This is a genomic window from Pseudoalteromonas sp. Z9A4 (genome assembly GCF_011378845.1).
Lineage (GTDB): Bacteria > Pseudomonadota > Gammaproteobacteria > Enterobacterales > Alteromonadaceae > Pseudoalteromonas > Pseudoalteromonas arctica.
In genome coordinates this window covers 292,882-315,146 of record NZ_WTLA01000001.1, presented here as the reverse complement: position 1 = coordinate 315,146, position 22,265 = coordinate 292,882, and the positions used below count along the sequence as shown (strand labels likewise).

At 38.3% G+C, this 22,265-nt stretch carries 12 protein-coding genes; 2 read left to right on the top strand and 10 right to left on the bottom strand.

All coding sequences use genetic code 11. From position 1 onward, the window contains the following. Positions 1-9 precede the first annotated feature (9 nt). Positions 10-948 (bottom strand): sugar kinase, encoded by a 939-nt coding sequence (locus GQR54_RS01310; protein ID WP_165727474.1) that lies wholly within the window; start codon positions 946-948, stop codon positions 10-12. Continuing rightward, on the bottom strand, positions 945-2,540 hold the full coding sequence (locus tag GQR54_RS01305) for an MFS transporter (protein WP_165727473.1): 1,596 nt from the start codon (positions 2,538-2,540) through the stop codon (positions 945-947). The genes GQR54_RS01310 and GQR54_RS01305 overlap by 4 nt, the downstream gene beginning before the upstream one ends. Before the next feature lie 326 nt (positions 2,541-2,866). Here GQR54_RS01305 and GQR54_RS01300 point away from each other — a divergent pair, with 326 nt between their 5' ends. Both GQR54_RS01300 and GQR54_RS01295 read left to right on the top strand, forming a co-directional pair. Beyond that, entirely contained in the window at positions 2,867-5,206 is a 2,340-nt protein-coding gene (locus GQR54_RS01300) for an agarase (protein WP_166376305.1), read from the top strand. 172 nt (positions 5,207-5,378) lie between these two features. After that, positions 5,379-5,993 carry a GntR family transcriptional regulator gene (locus tag GQR54_RS01295; RefSeq protein WP_007586156.1) on the top strand — a complete coding sequence of 205 codons (615 nt, stop codon included), beginning with the start codon at positions 5,379-5,381 and terminating at the stop codon, positions 5,991-5,993. 285 nt (positions 5,994-6,278) lie between these two features. Here the strand turns inward: GQR54_RS01295 and pbpC are convergent, their stop codons facing one another. The 8 genes from pbpC to GQR54_RS01255 form a co-directional block, all read right to left on the bottom strand. Then, the gene (gene pbpC, locus GQR54_RS01290; RefSeq protein WP_166376304.1) at positions 6,279-8,669 is read right to left on the bottom strand and encodes a penicillin-binding protein 1C; all 2,391 of its coding nucleotides are present in this window, start codon (positions 8,667-8,669) and stop codon (positions 6,279-6,281) included. Beyond that, positions 8,650-14,574 carry an alpha-2-macroglobulin gene (locus GQR54_RS01285; RefSeq protein ID WP_166376303.1) on the bottom strand — a complete coding sequence of 1,975 codons (5,925 nt, stop codon included), beginning with the start codon at positions 14,572-14,574 and terminating at the stop codon, positions 8,650-8,652. Before GQR54_RS01285 ends, pbpC begins: the two co-directional genes overlap by 20 nt. Before the next feature lie 64 nt (positions 14,575-14,638). Further along, the gene (locus GQR54_RS01280) at positions 14,639-15,232 is read right to left on the bottom strand and encodes a DUF1287 domain-containing protein (protein WP_165740628.1); all 594 of its coding nucleotides are present in this window, start codon (positions 15,230-15,232) and stop codon (positions 14,639-14,641) included. 27 nt (positions 15,233-15,259) lie between these two features. Then, positions 15,260-15,739: a hypothetical protein gene (locus GQR54_RS01275; RefSeq protein ID WP_197119167.1), complete on the bottom strand. Its 480-nt coding sequence runs from the start codon at positions 15,737-15,739 to the stop codon at positions 15,260-15,262. Between the two features lie 221 nt (positions 15,740-15,960). Further along, complete coding sequence (locus GQR54_RS01270; protein ID WP_166376301.1) at positions 15,961-16,683, bottom strand: SapC family protein; 723 nt, start codon at positions 16,681-16,683, stop codon at positions 15,961-15,963. A gap of 23 nt (positions 16,684-16,706) precedes the next feature. Continuing rightward, entirely contained in the window at positions 16,707-18,260 is a 1,554-nt protein-coding gene (locus GQR54_RS01265; RefSeq protein ID WP_166376300.1) for a tryptophan halogenase family protein, read from the bottom strand. An 80-nt stretch (positions 18,261-18,340) separates the two neighbouring features. Beyond that, positions 18,341-21,112, bottom strand: a complete 2,772-nt coding sequence (locus tag GQR54_RS01260) for a TonB-dependent receptor (protein WP_166376299.1) — start codon at positions 21,110-21,112, stop codon at positions 18,341-18,343. A 251-nt stretch (positions 21,113-21,363) separates the two neighbouring features. Next, positions 21,364-22,131, bottom strand: a complete 768-nt coding sequence (locus tag GQR54_RS01255) for an IclR family transcriptional regulator (RefSeq protein WP_166376298.1) — start codon at positions 22,129-22,131, stop codon at positions 21,364-21,366. Positions 22,132-22,265: the final 134 nt, after the last annotated feature.

The window sequence follows — 22,265 nt, the reverse complement described above, 5'->3', positions numbered from 1 at the left end:
GTTAATTCCTTACTTACCTAGGCTTATATTTAGCGACTGGTATACGTCAAGAGGTAAAATCGCGCCTTGATGCTGCACAACTTGTGAGGCAACACTGTCAGCCATTTCTAATGCATTTTGAGGGTTTTGTGCACACATTCTGGCGGCTAAGTAGGTTCCGGCAAATGAGTCACCTGCCGCTGTACTATCAACTTGCTTTGCAGCGGGTGTAAACGGACATGACGCTTTAAGATCATCTTTGCAATAAACCTGCATCCCGGCACTACCAGCTTTAATAACAATTTCGTCGATATCAAATTGTGTACAGTACTGAACAATCTCTTCAATGCTTGAATGACCGAATAACACACGGTGATCATCAAGACCTGGTAAAACTACATTACTAAGCGCATAAGCACGCTCTAGCCATTCAATAGCGTGGCTTTTTGATTGCCACATACGCGCGCGATAATTAGGGTCGAACGCAATTGTGCAGCCTTGTTTTTTAAGAGCAGCTAATAATGTGAGTAAACCTTGTTTAGATTCATCATCTAAAATACCTAAACTAATGCCACTGAAAAACACCCAGTCTGATTCTTTCAAACCTAAATTAAATGGCTTTTGAGTATATAAACTCATCATATGCTTCGCTGCTGATTGATTACGCCAATAATCAAAGCTTCGCTCACCATCAGCATCCGTTGAAATAGCGTAAATACCCACGTTATAGTCTGCTGTTGTAATCACGTTTTGTGTATTAATACCTTCTTGTTGCCAACATTTGAGCATATTGGCACTCAGGACGTCGCTACCTACAGCTGTAAATAGCGCGCAATTTAGTGTGTTAGCAAAACGCTTTGCATACACAAGAGCATTGTAAGTATCGCCCGCAAATGACTGCTTGCATTCGCTAATACCTGTTGGTACTAGCTCAACCATACATTCGCCTATAGCGAGTAAAGTACTCACACACCCTCCTGTACTTTTTTAGTGTGTAGGCCTTCTAGGTAGACTTCAATTTCTTCTATCGATTTATTTTTAGTCTCTGGCATAAACTTAAATAACAATGCAAAGCCGGCTACACCCGATACGGTATAAAGTAAAAAGATGTTTGCAGCGCCTAAATTACTTAGCTGCCATGGGAAAAACTGCTGAACAAAATAGCTAATTACACTGGCTATAAATGCAAAGGTAGGAATGGCCACACCTCGAATACGAGTCGGGAATATTTCAGAAAATATTACCCACATAATTGGCCCAATCGAAAAGTGAAAGGCTGCAATAAAGCCCGCTATACCAAATGATATAAGTGGCGCGTTTATAGTTGCTGCGCGTGAAATTAAATCGCTTTCAAATAATTGCTGTTGCGAAGCTGTAAGTACGCTCGCTAAAGCCTGCTTAAATTCAATATCACTGTGATACACGGTACCAATTATGTGCTCCAGTCCTGTAATAGAGTTTAACGCTGAAAACGAGGTTATATCTTCAGCCGACAAACTATATTCTGCCTGGCTAAAGCCTAAATAACACATAAACAAACTAATTGTTGCAGCTGCTAATCCCCAAATAACAAGGGGTCTGCGCCCTAACTTATCTATCAAAGCAATAGCTACCACAGTAAATACAATACTGACTAAACCAATTAAAACAGCGTTAAAAAAAGCAGCATCAGTGCCGACTCCCAGTTGTTCAAACACCGTTGGAGCATAAAACATTATGGCGTTAATCCCCGTCACTTGCTGCACAATAGCAATAGTAAAAGCAATAATGACAGCTGTGCGAACACGACTTTCGAGTAGTTGTTTAAATGAAGAAAAATACCCACCTGTTTCGCTGTAATCAACCAAGCTCTCTTTAATACTCTTAAGTTGCTCTTGGGCCAATTCAGTATTTTTATTTAAACGATGCAAGATAGTTATAGCACGTGTTTCGTTGCCTTTCATAACTAACCAACGCGGGCTTTGGGGAATAGTAAATAATAATAAAAACCATAAAATAGCAGGAATAATCTCAACGCCTAGCATCCAGCGCCATAAATTATCTTGTACATTCCACTGTGTTACCCACTCAAAATTACTGTGAGCTAAATCAACAAGTAAGTAGTTAGCAAAATACGCTGCGGATAATCCAACAACAATATTTATTTGAATCATAGACACTAATTTACCACGGTACTTAGACGGTGCAACTTCACCTATATACATAGCAGCGACCGATAAAGACGTGAATGCTAATCCACCTATAAAACGAGCAGTAACTAATAGCTCGTAACTTGGCGCGAAAACCGATGCAATTGCCGACAGTATGTATATAAACGCAATGCCTATTAAGGTATTTTTTCGGCCAAACATATTGCATATGTAACCGGTAATGACTAAAGCAAATAGCACACCAAAACCAGGCGCACTTACTACAGTGCCTATTTGGATGTCAGATAAATTAAATTCTGCAGATACAAAACGAACCGTACCTGAAATAAGAGCAGCGTCTAATCCAAAAATAAAGCCACCAAAGGCGACGATAAATGCAAAGAAAAACACATTACGTTTGCTACCATTCATACTTCTATCCAACTTTGTTGTTATCATTGTGTGTTGCTTTATATAGAGAATAAAGCGAGTGCTAGTGTCAAAACCCAACATTGTTAACAATTAACCATGAGTAATAACTTCGAGACTATTTCAAAATTAACGCACTTGCAACATCTATTTTAAGAAATCATGCTTTAACTTAAACTCTTTTACAATTAACATTAAAAATTAGTTAAACAAAATCAAAAGTTTATTATAAATAACACATAAAAACAAAAATTGCATATTGTCAACAATATTCAATTTGGTTTTTTTGTTGTATGGTATGTTAAATTGTAATTAAAGGTTGAACAGCAATGAAATATAAAAAGAACATACTACTCACATCGCTCTTACTTGCGCTAAGTGCCTGTAACCAACAAGAAATCAAGGTTGAAAAACCAACCAATGAGCCTACAGAGGTTAATTCAGCAGATACATTAATGTATTTATTTGCTGATGCTGCACACACACAGCTAACCCCAGTTCAATACAAAAGTAATGCAGCCACTGTAAAGGCAGAAAACTCTGTATTAGATGTGACATTTCAATCTAAGAAAAATTCGTACGCTAGTATTGTTTTTTCACCGGAAAAACCTTGGGATTGGAGTGAATTTAGTGATTTTAATCTTGCCTTTGAATTGGCAAACCCAGGAACACACTCTGTACAAATCTATTTAGATATCTCCGATATTGACGGTGCTAACTATACGCGTAGCGTTAATGTACCGGTAGGTGGATACAACACGTATTACGCAAAGCTTGATGGGCATGACCTTGCAACCCCTGATGGCGAGGAAAATGTAGAACTAAACTTTACCTCAGGACTTCGTTCAAACCCCGATACGTGGGAGTCTGATGAGGTACAGTTTATTTCTATGTGGGGTAAAAAAAATCTTAATTTAAAAGGTATAAATAAAATATCCATTAGCGTGCAAAGCAATCTGCACGACAAAGAGCTGGCAATAAAATCTATTTCACTTCGTAAAAACCCTCAATTTAATACTGCTTTTTTAACCAAAATTGTTGATGAATTTGGCCAAAATGCCAAACAAGAATTTTCAGGGAAGGTACATTCAGAAGCCGAGCTATTGAGCGACAAAAAACAAGAAGCAGCACAGTTACTTTCTAAACGCCCTACTAATCGCTCACGCTTTGGTGGCTGGGCAGAAGGTCCAAAATTAGAAGCTACTGGTTATTTTAGAACGGCTAAATATAATGATAAATGGTCATTAGTCGACCCTGATGGCTATTTATACCTTGCAACTGGAATTGATATTATTCGTCTTGCAAACTCAACAACACTAACTGGTTACGATTTTGATCAAGCGTTGTTGGCTAAACCAGCTAATGCAGGTGTAACACCTGAGGATTCAAAAGGGTTAAACCAAGTAAATAAAGAAGCGCTTAAAAGCCGCTTTGTAGCGTCAAAAGTGCGTAAAAATTTATTTGAATGGCTACCTGATTATACCGATCCACTCGGTAAACATTTTGGCTATCGTAAAAGTGCGCATTCGGGTCCGTTAGAACACGGCGAAACATATAGCTTTTACGCAGCTAATTTAGAACGTAAATATGGTCAAAATAATGCAGATTACATGCAAAAATGGCGAGAAGTTACCCTCGATAGAATGATTACATGGGGCTTTAGTTCATTAGGCAACTGGACAGATCCAAGCTACTACGATAATCAAAAAGTGCCCTACTTTGCCAATGGTTGGATTATAGGTGATTTTAAAACCGTATCAAGCGGCAACGATTTTTGGGGAGCCATGCCGGATGTATTCGACCCTGAATTTACAGTGCGTGCTAACGAAACCGTTAGTGTTGTTGCAAAAGAAGTTAAAAATTCGCCTTGGGCAGTAGGTGTATTCATTGATAACGAAAAAAGCTTTGGCCGCCCTGATTCTGTTAAAAGCCATTATGGTATTGTAATAAACACATTAGGCCGTGATGCTAAAACAGTGCCTACTAAAGCTGAATTTTCTCGCTTAATGAAAGAAAAATATACTGATGTCGCTAAACTTAATAAGGTATGGCACTTAAACTTAGCCTCATGGGTTGAGTTTGACAAAGGTGTAACGGTTGATATAAAAAATGAAGAGCAGCTGGTCGATTTTTCTATATTACTCACCGCCTATGCTGATAAGTACTTTAGTGTGGTAAATGCCGCTATGGATAAATACCTACCAAATCATATGTATTTAGGAGCGCGTTTTCCTGATTGGGGCATGCCTATAGAAGTTGTTAAAGCCTCAGCTAAATATGTTGATGTAATAAGTTTTAACGCATACAAAGAAGGTCTAAGGGATGACAAGTGGGCGTTTTTATCACAATTTGACAAACCCGCTATAATTGGTGAGTTTCATGTTGGTTCATCTGATTCAGGATTATTTCATCCTGGGTTAATACATGCTGCTAATCAACAAGACAGAGCAAATATGTATACCGATTATATGAACTCAGTGATCGACAACCCCTACTTTATAGGTGCTCATTGGTTTCAGTATATAGATTCTCCAATTACAGGCAGAGCTTACGATGGCGAAAATTATAATGTAGGCTTTATAAGTGTCACTGATAGACCCTACATTGAAATGATTGAAGCCGCTAAAGCGATGAATGAGTCTATGTATGAGCGACGATTTAAAAAATAATTACACATTCATCATTTAATTGTATATTTATTGGTCTGTTGTAATGTGTTAACAATAGACCATTCCTTTTTTTTTATATACACTGAGATAAGTACATGATCTTAACTCGAATAACGACTATTTATTAACCGTAGCTAAGGTCACATAAAGTAAATTAAATCTAGGAATAAATATGGCTGGTAACAGAGCAACAAAAATTTTGTCTGTAAAAGATCAAATCGCTGAACAATTACGTTCAGATATAATCTCTGGTGAAATGCCACCACAAACTAAGTTAAATGAAAAAGAGCTGGCAGAGCGCTTTGGTCTCTCCAGAGGTCCAATTCGAGATGTGATTTTGCAATTAACAAAAGAAGGTCTGTTGATTTCGCGAAATAATTGCGGCGCATCAGTCAACAGCGTACTAGAGCCTAAGCTACAACGTTTAATGATTAAACTTCGTCGCAGCATAGAAGAGTACGCAATCACAGAGTTAAACGGTAATTTAACTGAGCAAAACATTGCTGAACTTGAAGGTATCTTAGCATCTCTAGAAGACGCACTCGATCGCGAAGATTATACCGAAGTAACTAAAATCGATATTTCGTTTCATCAGTATTTAATATACCAAGCTGGGGGCGAAGAGCTGGTAAATATTTGGTATCCGTATGTCATGCGTATGCGTTTAAACTACAAACGTATTACCTCAAGCTCTGAGTGTGTTAATGAGCATCGCGCTATTTTAGAAGCACTTAAAGCTCAAGATAGCGCCGCAGCAGTTAAGGCTGTAAAACATAATATCAAGTAACTACTTTCGAAGTCATTTTGATACTCCGTTATATAAACTAGCGGCTATGAAGTCATAAGGGCATGTTGATCTTTGTGGATTGAAATTTGTTCAATCTAGGAGCCGATTTAATCGCGGCCCGAGATTTGTAGTCTAGTGGGCTACCGAGCAAAACCTCCGCATCCAGCTCACGCCCCTTACCATCATCCATGTAGGTAAGAAAGAGTAAATCGCCCTAGTTTATATAAATTTCAGTTATAAAAAACTACCCTTTATTTATTACATTAAATGCATGAACACTCAATATCACTGAACGAGCTTTACACGCATTGAAACTGATGCGCTACGCCCTAAATTATCAACCACTCTTACGTCAAATTCGCCTACTTGCGGGTGCCAGAAAAAAGGCGTATCTCGCTCTACTTTACCAACAAAGCTGTTATCTACAAACCAATATAAAATACGTGAATCTGTATCTGTGATTGCGCTAAAAGGCAGGCCTTCTTGCTTCAATTTACTGGCTCTTATCGTGTAGCTAATTAAATTACTCGGGGATGTAATACTCGGTGCTGAGCCTTGTGTACTCGTGTCATTAATTAAGCATGAATCTAAATAAGGTGGAGGCTGGCGTTTAACAATACCTGCTTGCTTAAATAATCTGACTAAGTCAGATGGCCAAAATTCATAAACTGCTTTTGTCGTTGTAAATTCATCATACTGACAAGCACGTAATCCCGACGCTTTATCAATATAAATTTCACGATGTACATCGGACACTTTAATTGGTGACTTACCTGGAATAAAAAGCCCTTTTTCTGTTTTAGGGCAATGCACATTAGGTAAATCACCGGTTGTAGAACAAATATCTACTTCTGTAATATTTAAACCACCTGGTTTTATATTGCCTTTGATTAAGCCGTAACTATCTAATGAACGTATTATTTCAAAAAATAAAGGCGCGGCTGCTTGTCGCCCAATAAAAGATGGGTGCCCTTCTCCTGAGAAATTACCCACCCATGTAGCTAAAACATACGGACCAAAAATACCTACTGACCATGCATCGCGAAAAGCAAATGAAGTACCTGTTTTCCAATATACAGGGTATGATTGTCTTCTTTCTTTTTGAAATGAGATTTCATCAACTGCACTATTTTCACTTAGCATTTGTAAAGTCAGGTAGGCTGCCTCTGGGCTGATGAGTTGCTTGATATGATTGTTTTGATTGTTTTGATTATTTGGGTTGTTTTGGTTAATAACCGTGGCGTCTTTTTTTAATATAACTTCATCCTTATACACCCCTAAATTAGCTAACATAGCGTATAACTTAACGAGCTCTAGCATCGTTACTTCACTGCCGCCCAGCGCAAGCGCTAAACCATAAAACTCTTTAGGCTGAAGCTTTTTAACATCGGCTGCAACGAGTAAATCGTATAACCCAACTTTTTGTAAGCGATACATCAAATTAACGGCAGGCACATTACGGCTCAACACGAGCGATTCAGTGGCTGATATAGGGCCTAAAAACTGCTGATCGTAGTTCTCTGGTGTATATCCTCCAAAGCGTTTGGGGGCATCTTTTACAAGCGTTAATGGATGAATTAACCCTTCATCTATCGCCAGAGCATAAATGAAGGGTTTAAGGGTTGAACCTGGCGACCGTTTAGCCCTTACACCATTTACTTGACCGCTAATGTCATTATTAAAAAAATCCACAGAGCCTAATTCAGCAACTACTTCCATAGTTTTATAATTTAGTAAAATAGCAGACGTATTACTAAGCCCGTCTCTTTGCCTACGATTAATATAATTTTTTGCATTGCGCTGAAGTAAGTTTTGTAAATTAAGGTCTATCGACGTTTTATATTCTCCAGGCTTTAAGTGCGGGTATTCGCTTTGTAAATTATTAATAAAATGTGGGGCTTCAAAAGGCAAGTCTGAAGAGGCATATACCTTTATCGGTAATTGCATAGCTGCTAGCCAATGTTTATCGTCTGGGTATTTTTCAAGCCAACGAGTAAACAGTTTTTTTCTTGTTTCTAGCAATATCAATTTAGCCGATTTTTTAATGGGATTTCGTTTGGTAGGGTTTTGCGGAATTAAGCTAAGTAATAATGACTCAGGTAAATTAAGATCAATGGCTGGTTTCTTAAAGTAAATTAAACTGGCTGCACCAACACCTTCAATATTTGATCCATAAGGCGCTAAGTTAAAATACGCCTCGAGTATTTGGTTTTTACTGTAGTGTCGCTCAATTTGTAACGCTCGAAATATTTGTTCTACTTTTCCAGAAATAACATGCGTGTTCATCCCAAAGTGTAACCGAGCTACTTGCATAGTTATTGTTGATGCACCGACTCGGTGACTTCTTTTAATATAACTAGTATAAAACGCATTTATTAAAGCAATAAAATCGACACCAACATGCTCATAAAAGTCTTGGTCTTCATACAATAAAGTCGCTTGTTGAACGCTCAAAGGGATTTTATCTATTGGCGTCCATAATCTATATCTATCGTCTGCGGCTAAATTTAAACGCAGTAATTTACCACTGCTATCGTAAAAAGCCGTTGAGTAAGCATTAGGCTGAGTAATATCAGGCTTTGGAGTAAATAAATACAACAGCACTGCAAGCAGTGCTGTTGTAAAAAAAGCCGTTTTTATTATAAAACTAAACTTTTTATTTAGCGGCGGTAACATCAAAACGACCCGATTTTGAGTGCGCTTTAATACTTAAATCATACATAGATTCAGCATAAGCCGATGGCACTACAAAGCTGCCAGATGCAGTAACCTTAACTTTGTAAGTAAGCTCACTCATGCTATCGCCAAAGCTGCCATACAATATAACGCGATCCTCTCGTATATCTTTATAGTCAGAGGTCCAGCGGTTATAGCTATTGCGAACGCTGTCTCTGAGCACTTCAAAGCCACCAGGTAGTAAATCAATAACAGCAACATCCGAAATATTTTTACCCGTTGTACTACGCACTCGCAATACAACGTTTAGTTCTTGACCTTGAACTGCGGTGGTTACAATATTACCTTTATCGTCTTGGTATTCTCTGACAACTTCTAAGCCATTACTTAATGACTTTTGTGGCACGTTTGTATCAAAACCAGCTTGGCTCATCATGTAAAATGAGCGAGGTTGCGCTAATACATCAAGCGTTTTAACGTCATTTAAAAACGAGGCTTTAGGATAAGGTGTATAGGTTACGTCTAATGCCTTTTTATCTGCCTTTGTCGTTGTTGCCATTATTTTTACATCTTCAGGCTGGGCTTGTGATAACGCAACTTTTGAGTATGCCGTCATAGCAAGTACCGACCAAGCAGACGACAACGTGTTGTAGTCTCCTTCAAAAATAGGGTCTACTACAGTAAACAAATCATCTTTAGTTAACTGCTTTAAGCGAGCCGGAAAATGTTTTGATAATAAATAAATATACTGTCCGTCGTGAGCTAGACGAGAATCGTAAGCGCCCCAATTATCGTGTTGCGTATTTTGCCCAATTTTATAGCTATTGATCAGTGCTTGCGCTTTATCGCTTGCACGTAATAGCTGATAAGTTGCGCCCATAAACGCGGACGTTATATCTTGCTGCCATACTTTGCTATTACTCGCATTTACGCTTTTTTCTAAATCAGATAAGTAATTAGTTGTTACCTCACCTTGTCGTGTTAGCAAATAAATAGCATAAGCGCGGTTTCTGTCATTCGTCTCTAAAGATCCGCTCGCTATACTGCGCACACCTTCAAAACCACTGCTCCACATATCATAAGGTATTGCTACGCCCGCTTCTTTTGCATCTAATAAAAAATGCATAACATAAAGAGAAGAATAAATAGATGCACTAGCATTACCCGGCCATAACATAAATCTGCCATCAGGTAACTGACGTTGACGAAGGGTATCTATTAAGTTGTTTATACGCTCATGTTTATAAGATACATCGCCCATATAACTTGGGTGTTCTAAATAACTCAGCACCGGAAACACACTACTTACCACTTGCTCGGTACACATATGAGGAAAGTTATCTAAATAACTAATAAGACCATCAACAAGCGCTAACGGGCTTTGTGAAGCGGTAATATTATTTTGTGCTAAATTAGGATATAGCTGTCTCGAAACCGCTATTTCTTTTTTACCTGATTCACTAAAGCCACTTTCAAAACTACTAACAAATGCAACCGCAGGGCGCACACTTAACGTAGCCGTACGTTGGCTAACATTGTCACCCGACAGCGCAGTAAATGTAATTGATGCAGCGCCAAGCTTATCGAGCACTTTTACTCTAAACGTCAATGTGTCTTCTGATTTTTCATCAATATTTAGCGTTAGTTTTTTATCACTTATTATTTCAATGTTGCTTGAAGCAAGCGCTTCTACCGTAATTGGGAGTTGTTTACCTGAATCCTCAACGCCATTGGCAATACCAAGTACAATATCAAACTCATCGCCTGGTGCCGCTGTCGTTAATACATTAGGGCTTAATACAAAGGGCCCTTTTACAAGTGTTGTACTTTCTTTAACACCAACACCCTCGTCATTTACGGCAATCGCAATTACACGTACCTGACCTGCAAAAGTATCTGGAATAGTGAACGTATGTTTTTTCGTTTTAGCATCAGCCGATAAAATACCAGACCAAAATGCGACTGGTTTTTGTACCTTACGAGAAAACGGGTTAAGTTGCTTGCTCTTGCGGTTCATTGCCATTGAGTCAGCATAACCACCACCGGCAGCTGCAAGCTCTTGCACTAGCTTAAATTCAGGTAAAATAAGATCAACAATTTGCATAGTGCTAACTTCTAATGCACGTTTTTGTAAGAAGTGATTTAACGGCTTTGGCGTCCGATAATTCGCCACTTGTAAAATACCTTCATCTACAGCAAATAAAAGAACACGTGACGGTGATTTGGCACTATATGAAATGACTAAATCGTCACCTGGTTTTACTTTATCAGGTATGTTTACGTCAAAATCTATTGCGCGTTTACTACGATCAATCGCAAATGGTTTAACTGCGTAGCTTAATGGGCTTGTAAATATTTCTTTCGATTCAAGGCTTCGAACAAATGAAACATTAACATACGCATTGCCTTCTATTCCTTTAGGTAGCGTTATTGTTTGTATGCTACTTGTTGTTTTACTCTCAAACCATTTAAAAGCGTGTACTTTATTGGTTTCAATTGTAATTAAACCCGAGCCAACATAAGGCGCTACAATACTTATTTCAATTGTTTCGCCCGGTTTGTAATCCGGTTTATTTAATTTAACTTGCAGTTCAGCATTTTTTTCAAGCTTACCCGCTATGTTACCCGTACCGGTTACCGTAAACGATACTCTACTGACGGTATTCCCTTTGCCATCAACGAGTTCTACTAAGTAATCACCTGGCTCAGCAGTGGGTAATTCGTAGTCTGCGCCATCTTCTTTAATGTAAAACGGATTGCTTGATACCTGTTTGTTTTTTCTAACCGATTGGTACTTATAAGTGCCGTTATTTTGTTGCACCAACGTAGATACATATTGTTGTTCTATTAAATTTAGCGATAAATCATCACGAGCTACTTGCTCAGTTTCTGAATTAATATTAATAAATTTTACAACACGTTTTGACTCTTTTGATATGTAGCTTAAATCGCCATCGGCTTTATAACCAACTAATTGCTCAACTGGCGAAACAAGCACCGAGCTGCTTGCGCGAACACTTTTACCACCGCCTTCTTCATACCCTTGTACTGCAAAATTTAACTGATAAGTACCTGCCTCATAGCGGGTTAAGTCAATATCAAACTCTGCCTTGCCTTGTTCATCAGTTTTGGTTTCGGTTAATGATTCATTACTGTGTCTAATATTTTTCCCTTCACTGTGGGGATCAGAAAACACATAATCTTTGTATTCATTAAAGTAAAAACCAGCTGGAGATAAACGTAAATCAGCAGTAACACGTCTATTTTGAGCAGGTGTACCAAATAAGTTTTGAAGGCTCACCAATGCTTTAAATTTTGAGCTGTTTACCCACCCCTTTGCAGATGACTGAGAAAATTGACTGCTGATTTTCAATCTATCGGGTACAAACTCTTCAACTTTAAACTCAGTACTGCCTAATTGGTCGCGGCTATTATTATTTTTAATAAGCTGGACCGATACATAATACGTTCCAGTGTTGGCGCTATTTTGTGTTTTAAAGTCAAAATCAAGCAATCCGTACTTATCCAAGCTCACACGTTTATTATAAACAGTTGCCCCTTTAGGATCGGTAATTATAAGTTCAAGCGGTATATCGCCCAGTTTTGTAAAGTTTTGTTGCTTCACAATCGTGGCAAGTTTAACGCTATCGCCTGGTCGATAAATTCCACGGTCAGAAAAAACAAACGCATCTATTTTATTACTACCACTGAGCCCAGAACTTACACCGCCGGTATCAAACCGAGAGTAGTTAACCATTCGGGCATAGCGATTATAAGGAATAAAAGACATGTCACTTTTAGTTTCTACTACAAAAGCAACGGGAGTTTGATCATCAGTAAACCACTTTGTGTTGTCGAAAAATGCGTGCCCCTCAGAATCTGTTTTAGTATTTAAAATAACTAATCCGTTTTTACCCAATAACGACACCTTCGCTTTTGCTACCGGTTTTCCTGTTTCAATAGATTGGACAAATATATCGCGAGATCCATCTGCATTATTTTTTACCAAAATACCTAAATCAGTAATAAGGATAAGTCGTTTTTCTTGGGGTCCATATACGTAATTATCTTTTGTATTTAACGCTTGAGCATTTATAAAAAATAAGCCTAAACCAACTGACTCATTATACTTACTACTCAAATCAATAGATGAATAGACCGCTTTTTTAGGGTGCTCCGATTTTAAATTAACTTGTCTGGTAAAAATTGAACTTATGTTTTCTTCTGTAAAGTAATAATTATTAAATTCTGGATTAGAAATATCACCACTGGTTTGACTTATAAGGTGGTTAATTTGATTGGCTTCTACCCTACCTACTTTAACTTGAAGTGCGTTTACACCACGGGTCAAAAATGACAATTTATGGTCACCATTTTTTGATAATATAGACCCTTTAGACATAATATTTACTTGTGTCGGATACGCCGGCGTATCTAAAATAGTGTCGTATTTATTCACCATTGTAAATTCACCCGTCGACTTTAATCCCTTATCAATCGCGATATAAACTTGCTGGTTTTGAGGGGCGTCAAACGTAAAACTGTGTAACTTAGTTGTATCTTGCGCGGTAGGAATCGCATTTAACTTAACTTTTTGAGATTGCTTAAGCACTGCATCAGTAACCTCTCGTGGACTACCGAAGTACTTATAATTACCTTTTGAATCTTTAGTCGGTAATACGTAAGCAATCGTTTTACTAATCACATCTTGCGATGAAATATCGTCTGTGAAGTCTAAAACAAGTGTTTGTTCGGGCTCCCCTTGCGTATTTTTTACCATCAACACATTGGCAGTATTTACTCTAAAAAAGCTATTTACACTTGGGATCAACACAGCGTCTTTAATCTCTACTGTTGTTTTAGAAGGACCCATAACCGGCTTTACACCGCTATTAAGCACAAAATACAGATAGCTTTCGGTATCTTGAATACGTATTTGCTCTGAAGTAATGTAAATCTCTCGTTGATGTTTGTCGTAAGTAACATCAAATTTATATTGCGCGAGTTCGTTTTTGCCATCTTGATCAAGTGATTGAGTCAGCTTTAAATTATTTTTTATGGTGCTTATATCTGTTGGGTGAGTCGCTTTTAATGTTGCAACCACCTTGTGACTTTTTTTAACGTTAGGATCTTGATAAAAAGCGAGCGAGCTAAGCGTTAGTTCAAAGTTGGGAGTTTTAAATACATGCTCATTATCGCTTAGGTGTATATCGCTTTTAAAAATAGACGAATCAAAACGTACTGTATATTCTTGCCCTGCTGACCAATCTTGTTTTGGGATAAATTTAAGCTGGCTTTCACTATTCCAAGACCACTGTCCAATGAGCTCTGGCGTGACTTTAATACCTTTGGGGATCACTTTACCAACAAGCGCAAGCTTGGCCACAGAGTAAGACACTGCATCCGTGTTCTCTACATCATCTAAAGCGGGAGTAAAATCAATATAAAGCGGTTCAGGGTTTAAAACATCAGATAAAGTGGTAACAGCAGGTGTAGAGTGAGTTGCTTTGTAACTAATTGGCTGTGGTAAGGAAAGAAAAAAACAATAGCCTGCTATAATTAATATCAGCATTAGCACGGCGCTAAAAAATGCTGTTTTACGCTCTTTAGCAAATCTAAGCACATTATTTATAGCAGTAATTAACCACTTTGGCTTGTGCCAAATAATGACACCAAATACATTTAAAATAACAAAAAACGTGGTCAGTAAAATCCACACACTGCCAACTGTTTTTTCGGTTACATTTACGTTGCCAAATAAGCTTGCAACCAAACCAAACAAGCCCGTTCCTATGGCTGAAAAAACAATACTCATAAATAAGCTCGCTATTTTGGGAGCGAGTTTACTTTGTTTAAGATTAACCTCTTTTGGGTTAGCCTCTTTTGAATCGGTTTTTGTATTCACGTTCAAAATCCTTTTTCTTTATACTGCATATCAATAAATGAGAGAACTCATACTTATAATCTGATTATTTATATTCTTGTGGGACGAAACGGTAATGCCCCGTAATTTTAAAATCGAAAAGCATGTCGCTTTTTTCAGGTCCTCTACCAATATTATGAACAATTAATGGATTCCCTGTGTCTTTTGCTAACTCATTCACAACCATACCAATATGCGGCAAATTACCTGGCAGCATCCACGTTACAATGTCACCCGTTTTATAGTCGTTCGCGTTACTTGATTTAGTGAGCACTTGACCATGATTTTTAAAGTAAGCCTGTAAGTTTGGCACTCGGCGGTGATCTATATTTTTATCAGGTTTGGTTAAACCCCAAATACGCTTAGAGGGATATAGCTCAAAGCTTTTTAGCATGTCCTCATGCACAAGCTTTTGCAAATCAATACCTAAAAGTCGATATGATCGAATAACTACATCGGTACACACCCCTACATTAGCGGGCACATCGCCACCCGGATAAGTAATAGAGCGATAAGACCCATCGTAGGTAACGTTGTATGTTGTTCTTTCAAGCAGCGCTGCAACAATATCGTCATCAAACGATGCCGCATAGGCATTTACACTAAGTAAGCTCAGTAAAAAAACAGTAAAGCGTGTCATATGCAATCCTTTGAAAATGTTCATTAACTACAACGCTTGAACCACGTGTTCAGGCACGTTTATTTTCTTGCCATTATTTGTAAAGTGCTTATCAAGACCATACGCCATTACTTCAAGTGGCGCAGCTGCATAACCAACCTGCTGAATTTCGGTTATGTAACGCAACATAAAAGCCTCGGCGCCAAGTTCACTCCATTGGGCTACGTGAACAAGTTCATGAAAATGCACAGCTAAATTATCAGCCACGTAAGGAAGCATGTAGTAAGTGTTTTTGTATGTAGTACCAGCCGCATCCATGTCAATAAAATCGCCTAGCCCCATTTCACGCAAAAAAGGAAAGTTAGGTTTGGGTATTTCATCGACAATAACGTAAAAGGCATTTTTTAAAAATTCAGTAGGATAAAACCCAGCAAACTCACTGGCAAATTTTTCACAGCTAATTCTTTGGTTTTTATATTTAATATTTGTTGCATCAATCCATTGTTCTATTTGTTCGAGCATGTCCATTCTCTTAATCATCAATGTTTACTGGCTAGACATTTCCCATTGCGATACAAGCCGATAAGTTAAATGATACCAAAACCAAGGCAAATAATCGAACTCCAAAACCTAAGAAGTGAACACATAATAGTCTCGAGTTGTAGTTCATTCCTTATTTCATAGGTATGAGCATTAACTAATTCACACGAACAATCAGTGGGTGTAAGTAACGCTAATTAATAAAAAACTTATTTTAAATCGTGTAACCATTTTACTAATTTTTGAACATGTCCGCTCGAACATAAGATTAGATGGCAAGCTTGTATGTAACCCATTGAGTGCAAAACGTTTAGTGTTTCTGTCGGTAGTTGTTGTAGTGTATCTGCGGCAATAGAATACAAGCCATTGTAGCCTTGTGTTTTGCCATTTGATTTAGTGATGTTTAGCTGCACTGCTTCAATTAAATCGTGTTTTAGTAAGGTATTGATAAAAGCGGTTGTACGTTCGCCGCCATGCATAAGCTTTATCAATTGCTCACTCACATTAGTTAGATAAGCAGTTGGCTCTGAATTTTCATCAAATAATTGTACCCCTTCGCTATTACTTACTCTTGGGTGCTGCTCGTTAATTGTAACGGCTAACTGGGTTTGCTCACTATTATTTGAAAGCCTATTACCTACGCCTAGCTTAAATGGTTGTCGCTGAATGTGTAATGGCACGTAAGTAGCTTGCCAGATATCCTTTTGTAAAAATAGATTTTGTCCCTCATCAAAACCGGTTAAAGCAAACAGCTCAAATTGCCCAGTCTGATTATTTTTCATAAAATAGACTGGGTAGTCTAATGCAAGTTGAGAAAGCTCATCGGCAACAACCGGAATGTAGTTTATTGCCTCACCGTACTGTGCACCTCGCTCAGTTTTAATGCGAGTGTACTTATGTGTATTTTTATCGAGTAATACTGAGTTTGTCATAGTGTGTCGCTCTTATGTTTTAACTATATTTGCTGCATACCAAATTGATTAATTTGCACTAATAATTCTTTATTTGTAGGTAATTTATTAAGTAATTTTTGGGTGACTTGCTGGTTGTTATTAACAAGCGCAATGGCCTTTTTAAAATAACTTTCTGAGTTGCCATACAGTTCGCTTGAGCCTGTAAACCCCATGCCATACATCACATATTGATAGCTTGCTGCTGGAAACACTTCTTGTGAATGATCAAAGTGGTTATCGCTTGGTGTATGAAATTCCCAAAGTGATAAGTTATCTTTTAAGCTTTGTGGAATAGTACTTTGATGACAGTGCGCTTGCCAAAATGGGCTGTCGGTTCGTTTACTCAACATATAATGCAACTTTAAAAAGTCGATTATTCGCTCCCATCGATAACTAAATGTGCGGTTAAAACGCTGCGCAGTTATATTCATTACATGCCTATTGGCCGGAAATTGCTGGGCAACAAAATTGGCTGATATTTCTACCAGTAATAAAGCAGAGGCTTCCAGTGGCTCCAAAAAACCAGCTGAGAGGCCTACTGCGACACAGTTTTTATGCCAAAATTTTTCACGATGTCCTGGTTCGAAACTAAGCTTTTTAACTTTGTATTCGCTTTGCTGATCTTTATTAATATTTAAGTAATCAAATAATTGCTGCTTAGCATCTTCATCACTAATGTGTTTACTAGAGTACACATGCCCTACTCCACGGCGTGTTTGTAACCCTATATCCCAAATCCAGCCAGATGTTTGTGCTGTAGATAAAGTATGCGAGCATATTGGTTCGTCATCTTTGTATGGCATGTGTATGGCAAGCGCACTATCAGCAAATAATACATCTTTACAAGATTTAAACCCCACCCCTAAGTTCTCACCTAGTAATAACGATTTAAAGCCACTGCAATCAATAAATAGATCCCCAGCTATCTCTATTTTATTATTAAGGCTAACGCTTTTAATATCGCCATTTGTGCAATTGTTTACACCGACGACAGTGCCTACAATGTGTTTAACATTAAGATTATTAATGCAGTGGTTTTTTAAGAATGTAGCGAATAAGCCTGCATCCAAGTGATAAGCATAATTTGCTATTGCACTAAATTCGGGTGTGGTGATTTGTTTGGGAGCTAATCCGCTTTCGCATATTGATTGCTGCGCACTTACATACTGGGCAAAAGGAAGTTTTGGCTCGTTTTTAGTTAGCCAACTAGTAGCTAAGTTATGTTCATACATCCCTGTTGGTAGTTCAAGCGGGTGATAGTAATAGTCGTCTTCTTCACCTGTAATCCATTTGGCAAACTTGGCGCCTTGTTTAAACGACACATTACACTTTTGAATAAACTCACTCTCACGTATTCCCATATCTTTAAGGGTTCTTCGCATAGTAGGCCACGTCCCCTCACCTACTCCCACTGTTGGAATATCAGATGACTCTAACAGCGTAATATTTATTTTTTTACTGTGATGCTTTTGTAAATAAGCTGCAATTATTCCTGCACTTAGCCATCCTGCTGTTCCACCGCCAACTATTACTATTAATTTAATATCATCGTTCATAGCAACCTCGTTAGTTAAAAGGCAAAAACGACAGCGCTGAGCTGTCGTTTTGTATTATTTGTCAAAAACTAACTTATCATTTACCATTTAGCACTTAAGCCAATGCTAAAGCGCGGACCATATTGCTCAGCAGATACTAATTGCTCTGCAAAACGACCATGGCGGCGTGTTGTTTCATTAGTTAAATTAAGTGCATCAAAGCTAACACCCAAGGTGTCGTTAATGGTGTAATTAAAACTAAAATCTAGCTGACCGTACGCCTCTGTAAATGTAGGCTCAGTTCCCAAAGACAGTAAGAAATCATCGCGCCAGTTATAGGCTAAACGAACTTGGTAATCATCGTTTTCGTAAAAGCCGACCAAATTACCTGAGTCGCTTAGTCCTGCTAGTGCAATTGTTTGGTCAAAATCATACGGTTTAAACGATTCATCGCTATTAACTATCGTATAATTAGCAACGACGCCAAAGCCTGTATCAGGCACCATGTACTGCGCATTTAATTCCCAACCATCTACTTCACGATTTTGAAGATTATCTGGCGTTGCAATATCAAATTTAACAATCGGGTCTGACGCTTGGCTTAAACATGCTGGGTTAGGTGTATCTGAACTATCAGGACAACCAGGGCGGGGGTTAACACTTGGATCGCGTAACGGCTCGCCATTTACATCATTTAGCGTACCTTGCACTACGCCTGCACCAATGAAGTTTTCAACAAACTTTTTAAAGTAACCAACCGATGCATAGCTTCCGTCGTCTCCATACCACTCAACTGAAAAATCAAAGTTATCTGATGTAATTGGCAATAAGTTAGGGTTACCTTGCGATGCATTAAACGGTCCTTCAGGACGGGCATTAATGGTAGTTGATGGGAACATACCACCAATACCTGCACGGGCTAATGTACGACTATATGAAAAACGAGTTTTAAAGCCGTCATCTAAGTCGGCGCTTATATCAAAGTTTGGTAATATACGTGTATAACCACCTTCAAGCTCCTGCGGTGTTGCTGTTGCAGCAAATACAGGGCGAAGTTCTTCAGCATGACGATAGTTAAAAGCAACAACCCCAGGCTTGACTGAATAACCTGTTACATCGGTGTCTTCGTAGCGCACACCGACATTCATATCAATTGGAATATCGTTAAATTCGGTTTTAAGATCAAATGATACATATATCGCGAGCGTTTGCTCCTCAACCCCATTTGTAGAAATATTTGGCTCAATAAATAATCCTTCATCTCTGACAATATCTACAAAATCGTTGGCACTGTAACGTGGAATAAATGGAAATAGCTGATCCGAACCTGAAAACTCATCAGCAAAGTCACCTTGTTCATCAAAGGTTAGCCCTAGGTTGTCTAGGGGAATATCGACAAATGAAAACTGCTCAGAAAGATAAGTATCAATTTGGTAATCGGTATACATTACACCAAAATTAATAGCGCTGAGTGCCCCACTCTTCAAATTCTCCCATTGTCCACTTGCATGATACTGCTTAATGGTATTTTTCATTTCATAGCCACGGCGCTGATATAAATCAGATACGATATTAGCAGGATCGTATGCACCGCCTGGCAATGTAGAGTCATCGACAGTAATACTCGGAATATCACCCGAAAAGTTAGCACCAATTGATTTAACAGAACCAGGTACATTTTTTAAGTTAGCAATCGTTTCGGCAGTATCTCCATCAGGGTTTGAGTGCGATGTAGAGTTATGAGCGTCAAACGTAAGTTTCAATGAATCGCTGGCTTGCCACGCTAAGTTAAGGCCTAGTGAATCATTTTCTTTTTTTTCGTAAAGTTCCCACGCCCAAAAATTTAACTCATCATTTGCATTTTTAATATCAACTAACGTACCGTTGGCATCAGTTGTACCGGTTGGATTATCGAACCAAAATGCCATTTTATTTGTGTTACTAGTTTCTTCAAAGCGCGATAAAGTGTAATCAAGGGTAGCCGTTAAGTTGTCACTAGGAGCGTACTGTAAAACCAACTGCGCATTTTGGCGTTCTCGCTTAGTTTCAAAGCGCTCCATTTCTGGCGTCCAAGGTACCCAATAAGTACCCGTTGGATTAGCTGTTGTATCAATTGCACTGCTATCAACACCTGCAGCATTTGCTCGGTTACGCACCCAACCTTGCGATGTGCCTACGCGCTCTCGGCCACTTTCTCGCTCTGAATGCGACAGGGCAAGTAAAACACCAAACATATCATCAGCGAATGTTTGGCTAACCATTCCCGAAATTTCTGGTGTTACGTTTGATTTCTCTGAACTGGTGTCTTTAATTGCCTTTGCATTTGCAAATGCTTTAAAACCGTCAAAATCAAATGGTTTTGCTGTATTTATATTAATCGTTGCGCCAATACCGCCTGAGGCCACATTCGCTTTGCCCGTTTTATAAACGGCTACGCCCGACACACTTTCAGCCGCTATTTCTCTAAAGTTAAAGCTGCGTGAAACACCCGCCTCTTGCAATACAGAGGAGTTAGGCATTTGACGACCATTTAAGGTGACAAGGTTAAAACCTGGACCAAAACCACGGACACTAACTTGGTTGCCTTCATTGTTTGCACGGTCGATTGATACACCACTTATACGTTGCAGCGATTCAGCTAAGTTAGTATCAGGTAACTTACCAATGTCCTCTGCTGATATAGCATCAACTACGCCTGATGAATCTTGCTTTATTGAAGCAGATTTACTTAATGCGCTTCTGATACCTGTTACTTGGATAACTTCAACATCACTTTGTACAGTTGTCTCGTTTTCCTGTGCGGCATAACTTACAGGAGACGTTATCAGCATTGCTGCGCAAATCGCATTTAATTTAAATTGTGTGTTAGTCATTTTTGCACCTAAATATTGTGTTTATTACGTGTAATCGTTGACGGATTATTTACGGGATGATTATTGTCATCATAATATTGTTAACAATTAACTTTACAATAAATTAGTTTAGCTAATTAAGTCAAACAAATTGACCATTTATTTTACAGTTAGCGTTGGTTTTTTATTCGACATTGTAAGCAAGCAGTAAAGTACTGAGACTTATGCATGACTGTTGAGCGGGTTGCTCCCTACAAAAGCGCTAGTTGGTATTAGCGCTCTAATAATGAGGTTATTTTTTGGGCGGTATTTTTAAGCTCGCTAATTACACTGTGTTTATTAGCGTGAGTGTTTAGGGTTGAGTCAAAAGAAGAAATGGTCAATGCAGCTATTAAATTTGCATTAGGCCTGCCAATTAAGACACTAAAATCGTGTACTCCGGCGATAAGTGGATTGCTTTGCATTATGTGCCCTTGCACTTTGATTGTGTTTAGCTCATTTAATAATGCTTTATAGACGTCTTTACTAGCACTGTAAATTTCATCGTGTTCGATAAGCATTTGCCGCACTTCGTCATTACTGTTGGCTAAAAGCAGTTTACCAGCGCTTGAGCTACTAAGTGGAAATAAAGCCCCCTCTGCAATACTCAAATGCATAGGGCTTTTGCTACGCGCTTGCACTACCACCATAGCTTGGCTTTGATAAAGCATACTTAGATGACATGACTGTTCAATATTTACAGCTAGATCTTCCATATGTGGCAAGGCCGATTTTAGTACATTATCCATTGGTGAAATACTTCGCGATAAATTATACAACTTTAATGACAAATGATATCGACCAGAGGTTTCAGAGCGAATTAGATAACCGCGTTTTTCAAGCCCAATAAGTACTCTATAGACTTCGTTAGGTGTTTTTAAAATACCAGCCGCTATCTCACTTTGTGTACAAGGCCTTTTATTTTTTGCTAAAAATTCTAATATATCCAACCCCTTATCTAAAGCAGGAACTGCATATTTAGTTTTTGATTTATCGTTCATTTGTACTTATTTATGCCTTTTAAAATTGATAAACAATACGTTTGTTTATATATAAATTTAAAACTTTTTTTTAGCTTGAAATTTTCAATAATAATTTAAAATCAATAACTTAATAAAACAAAATTCATTCATAT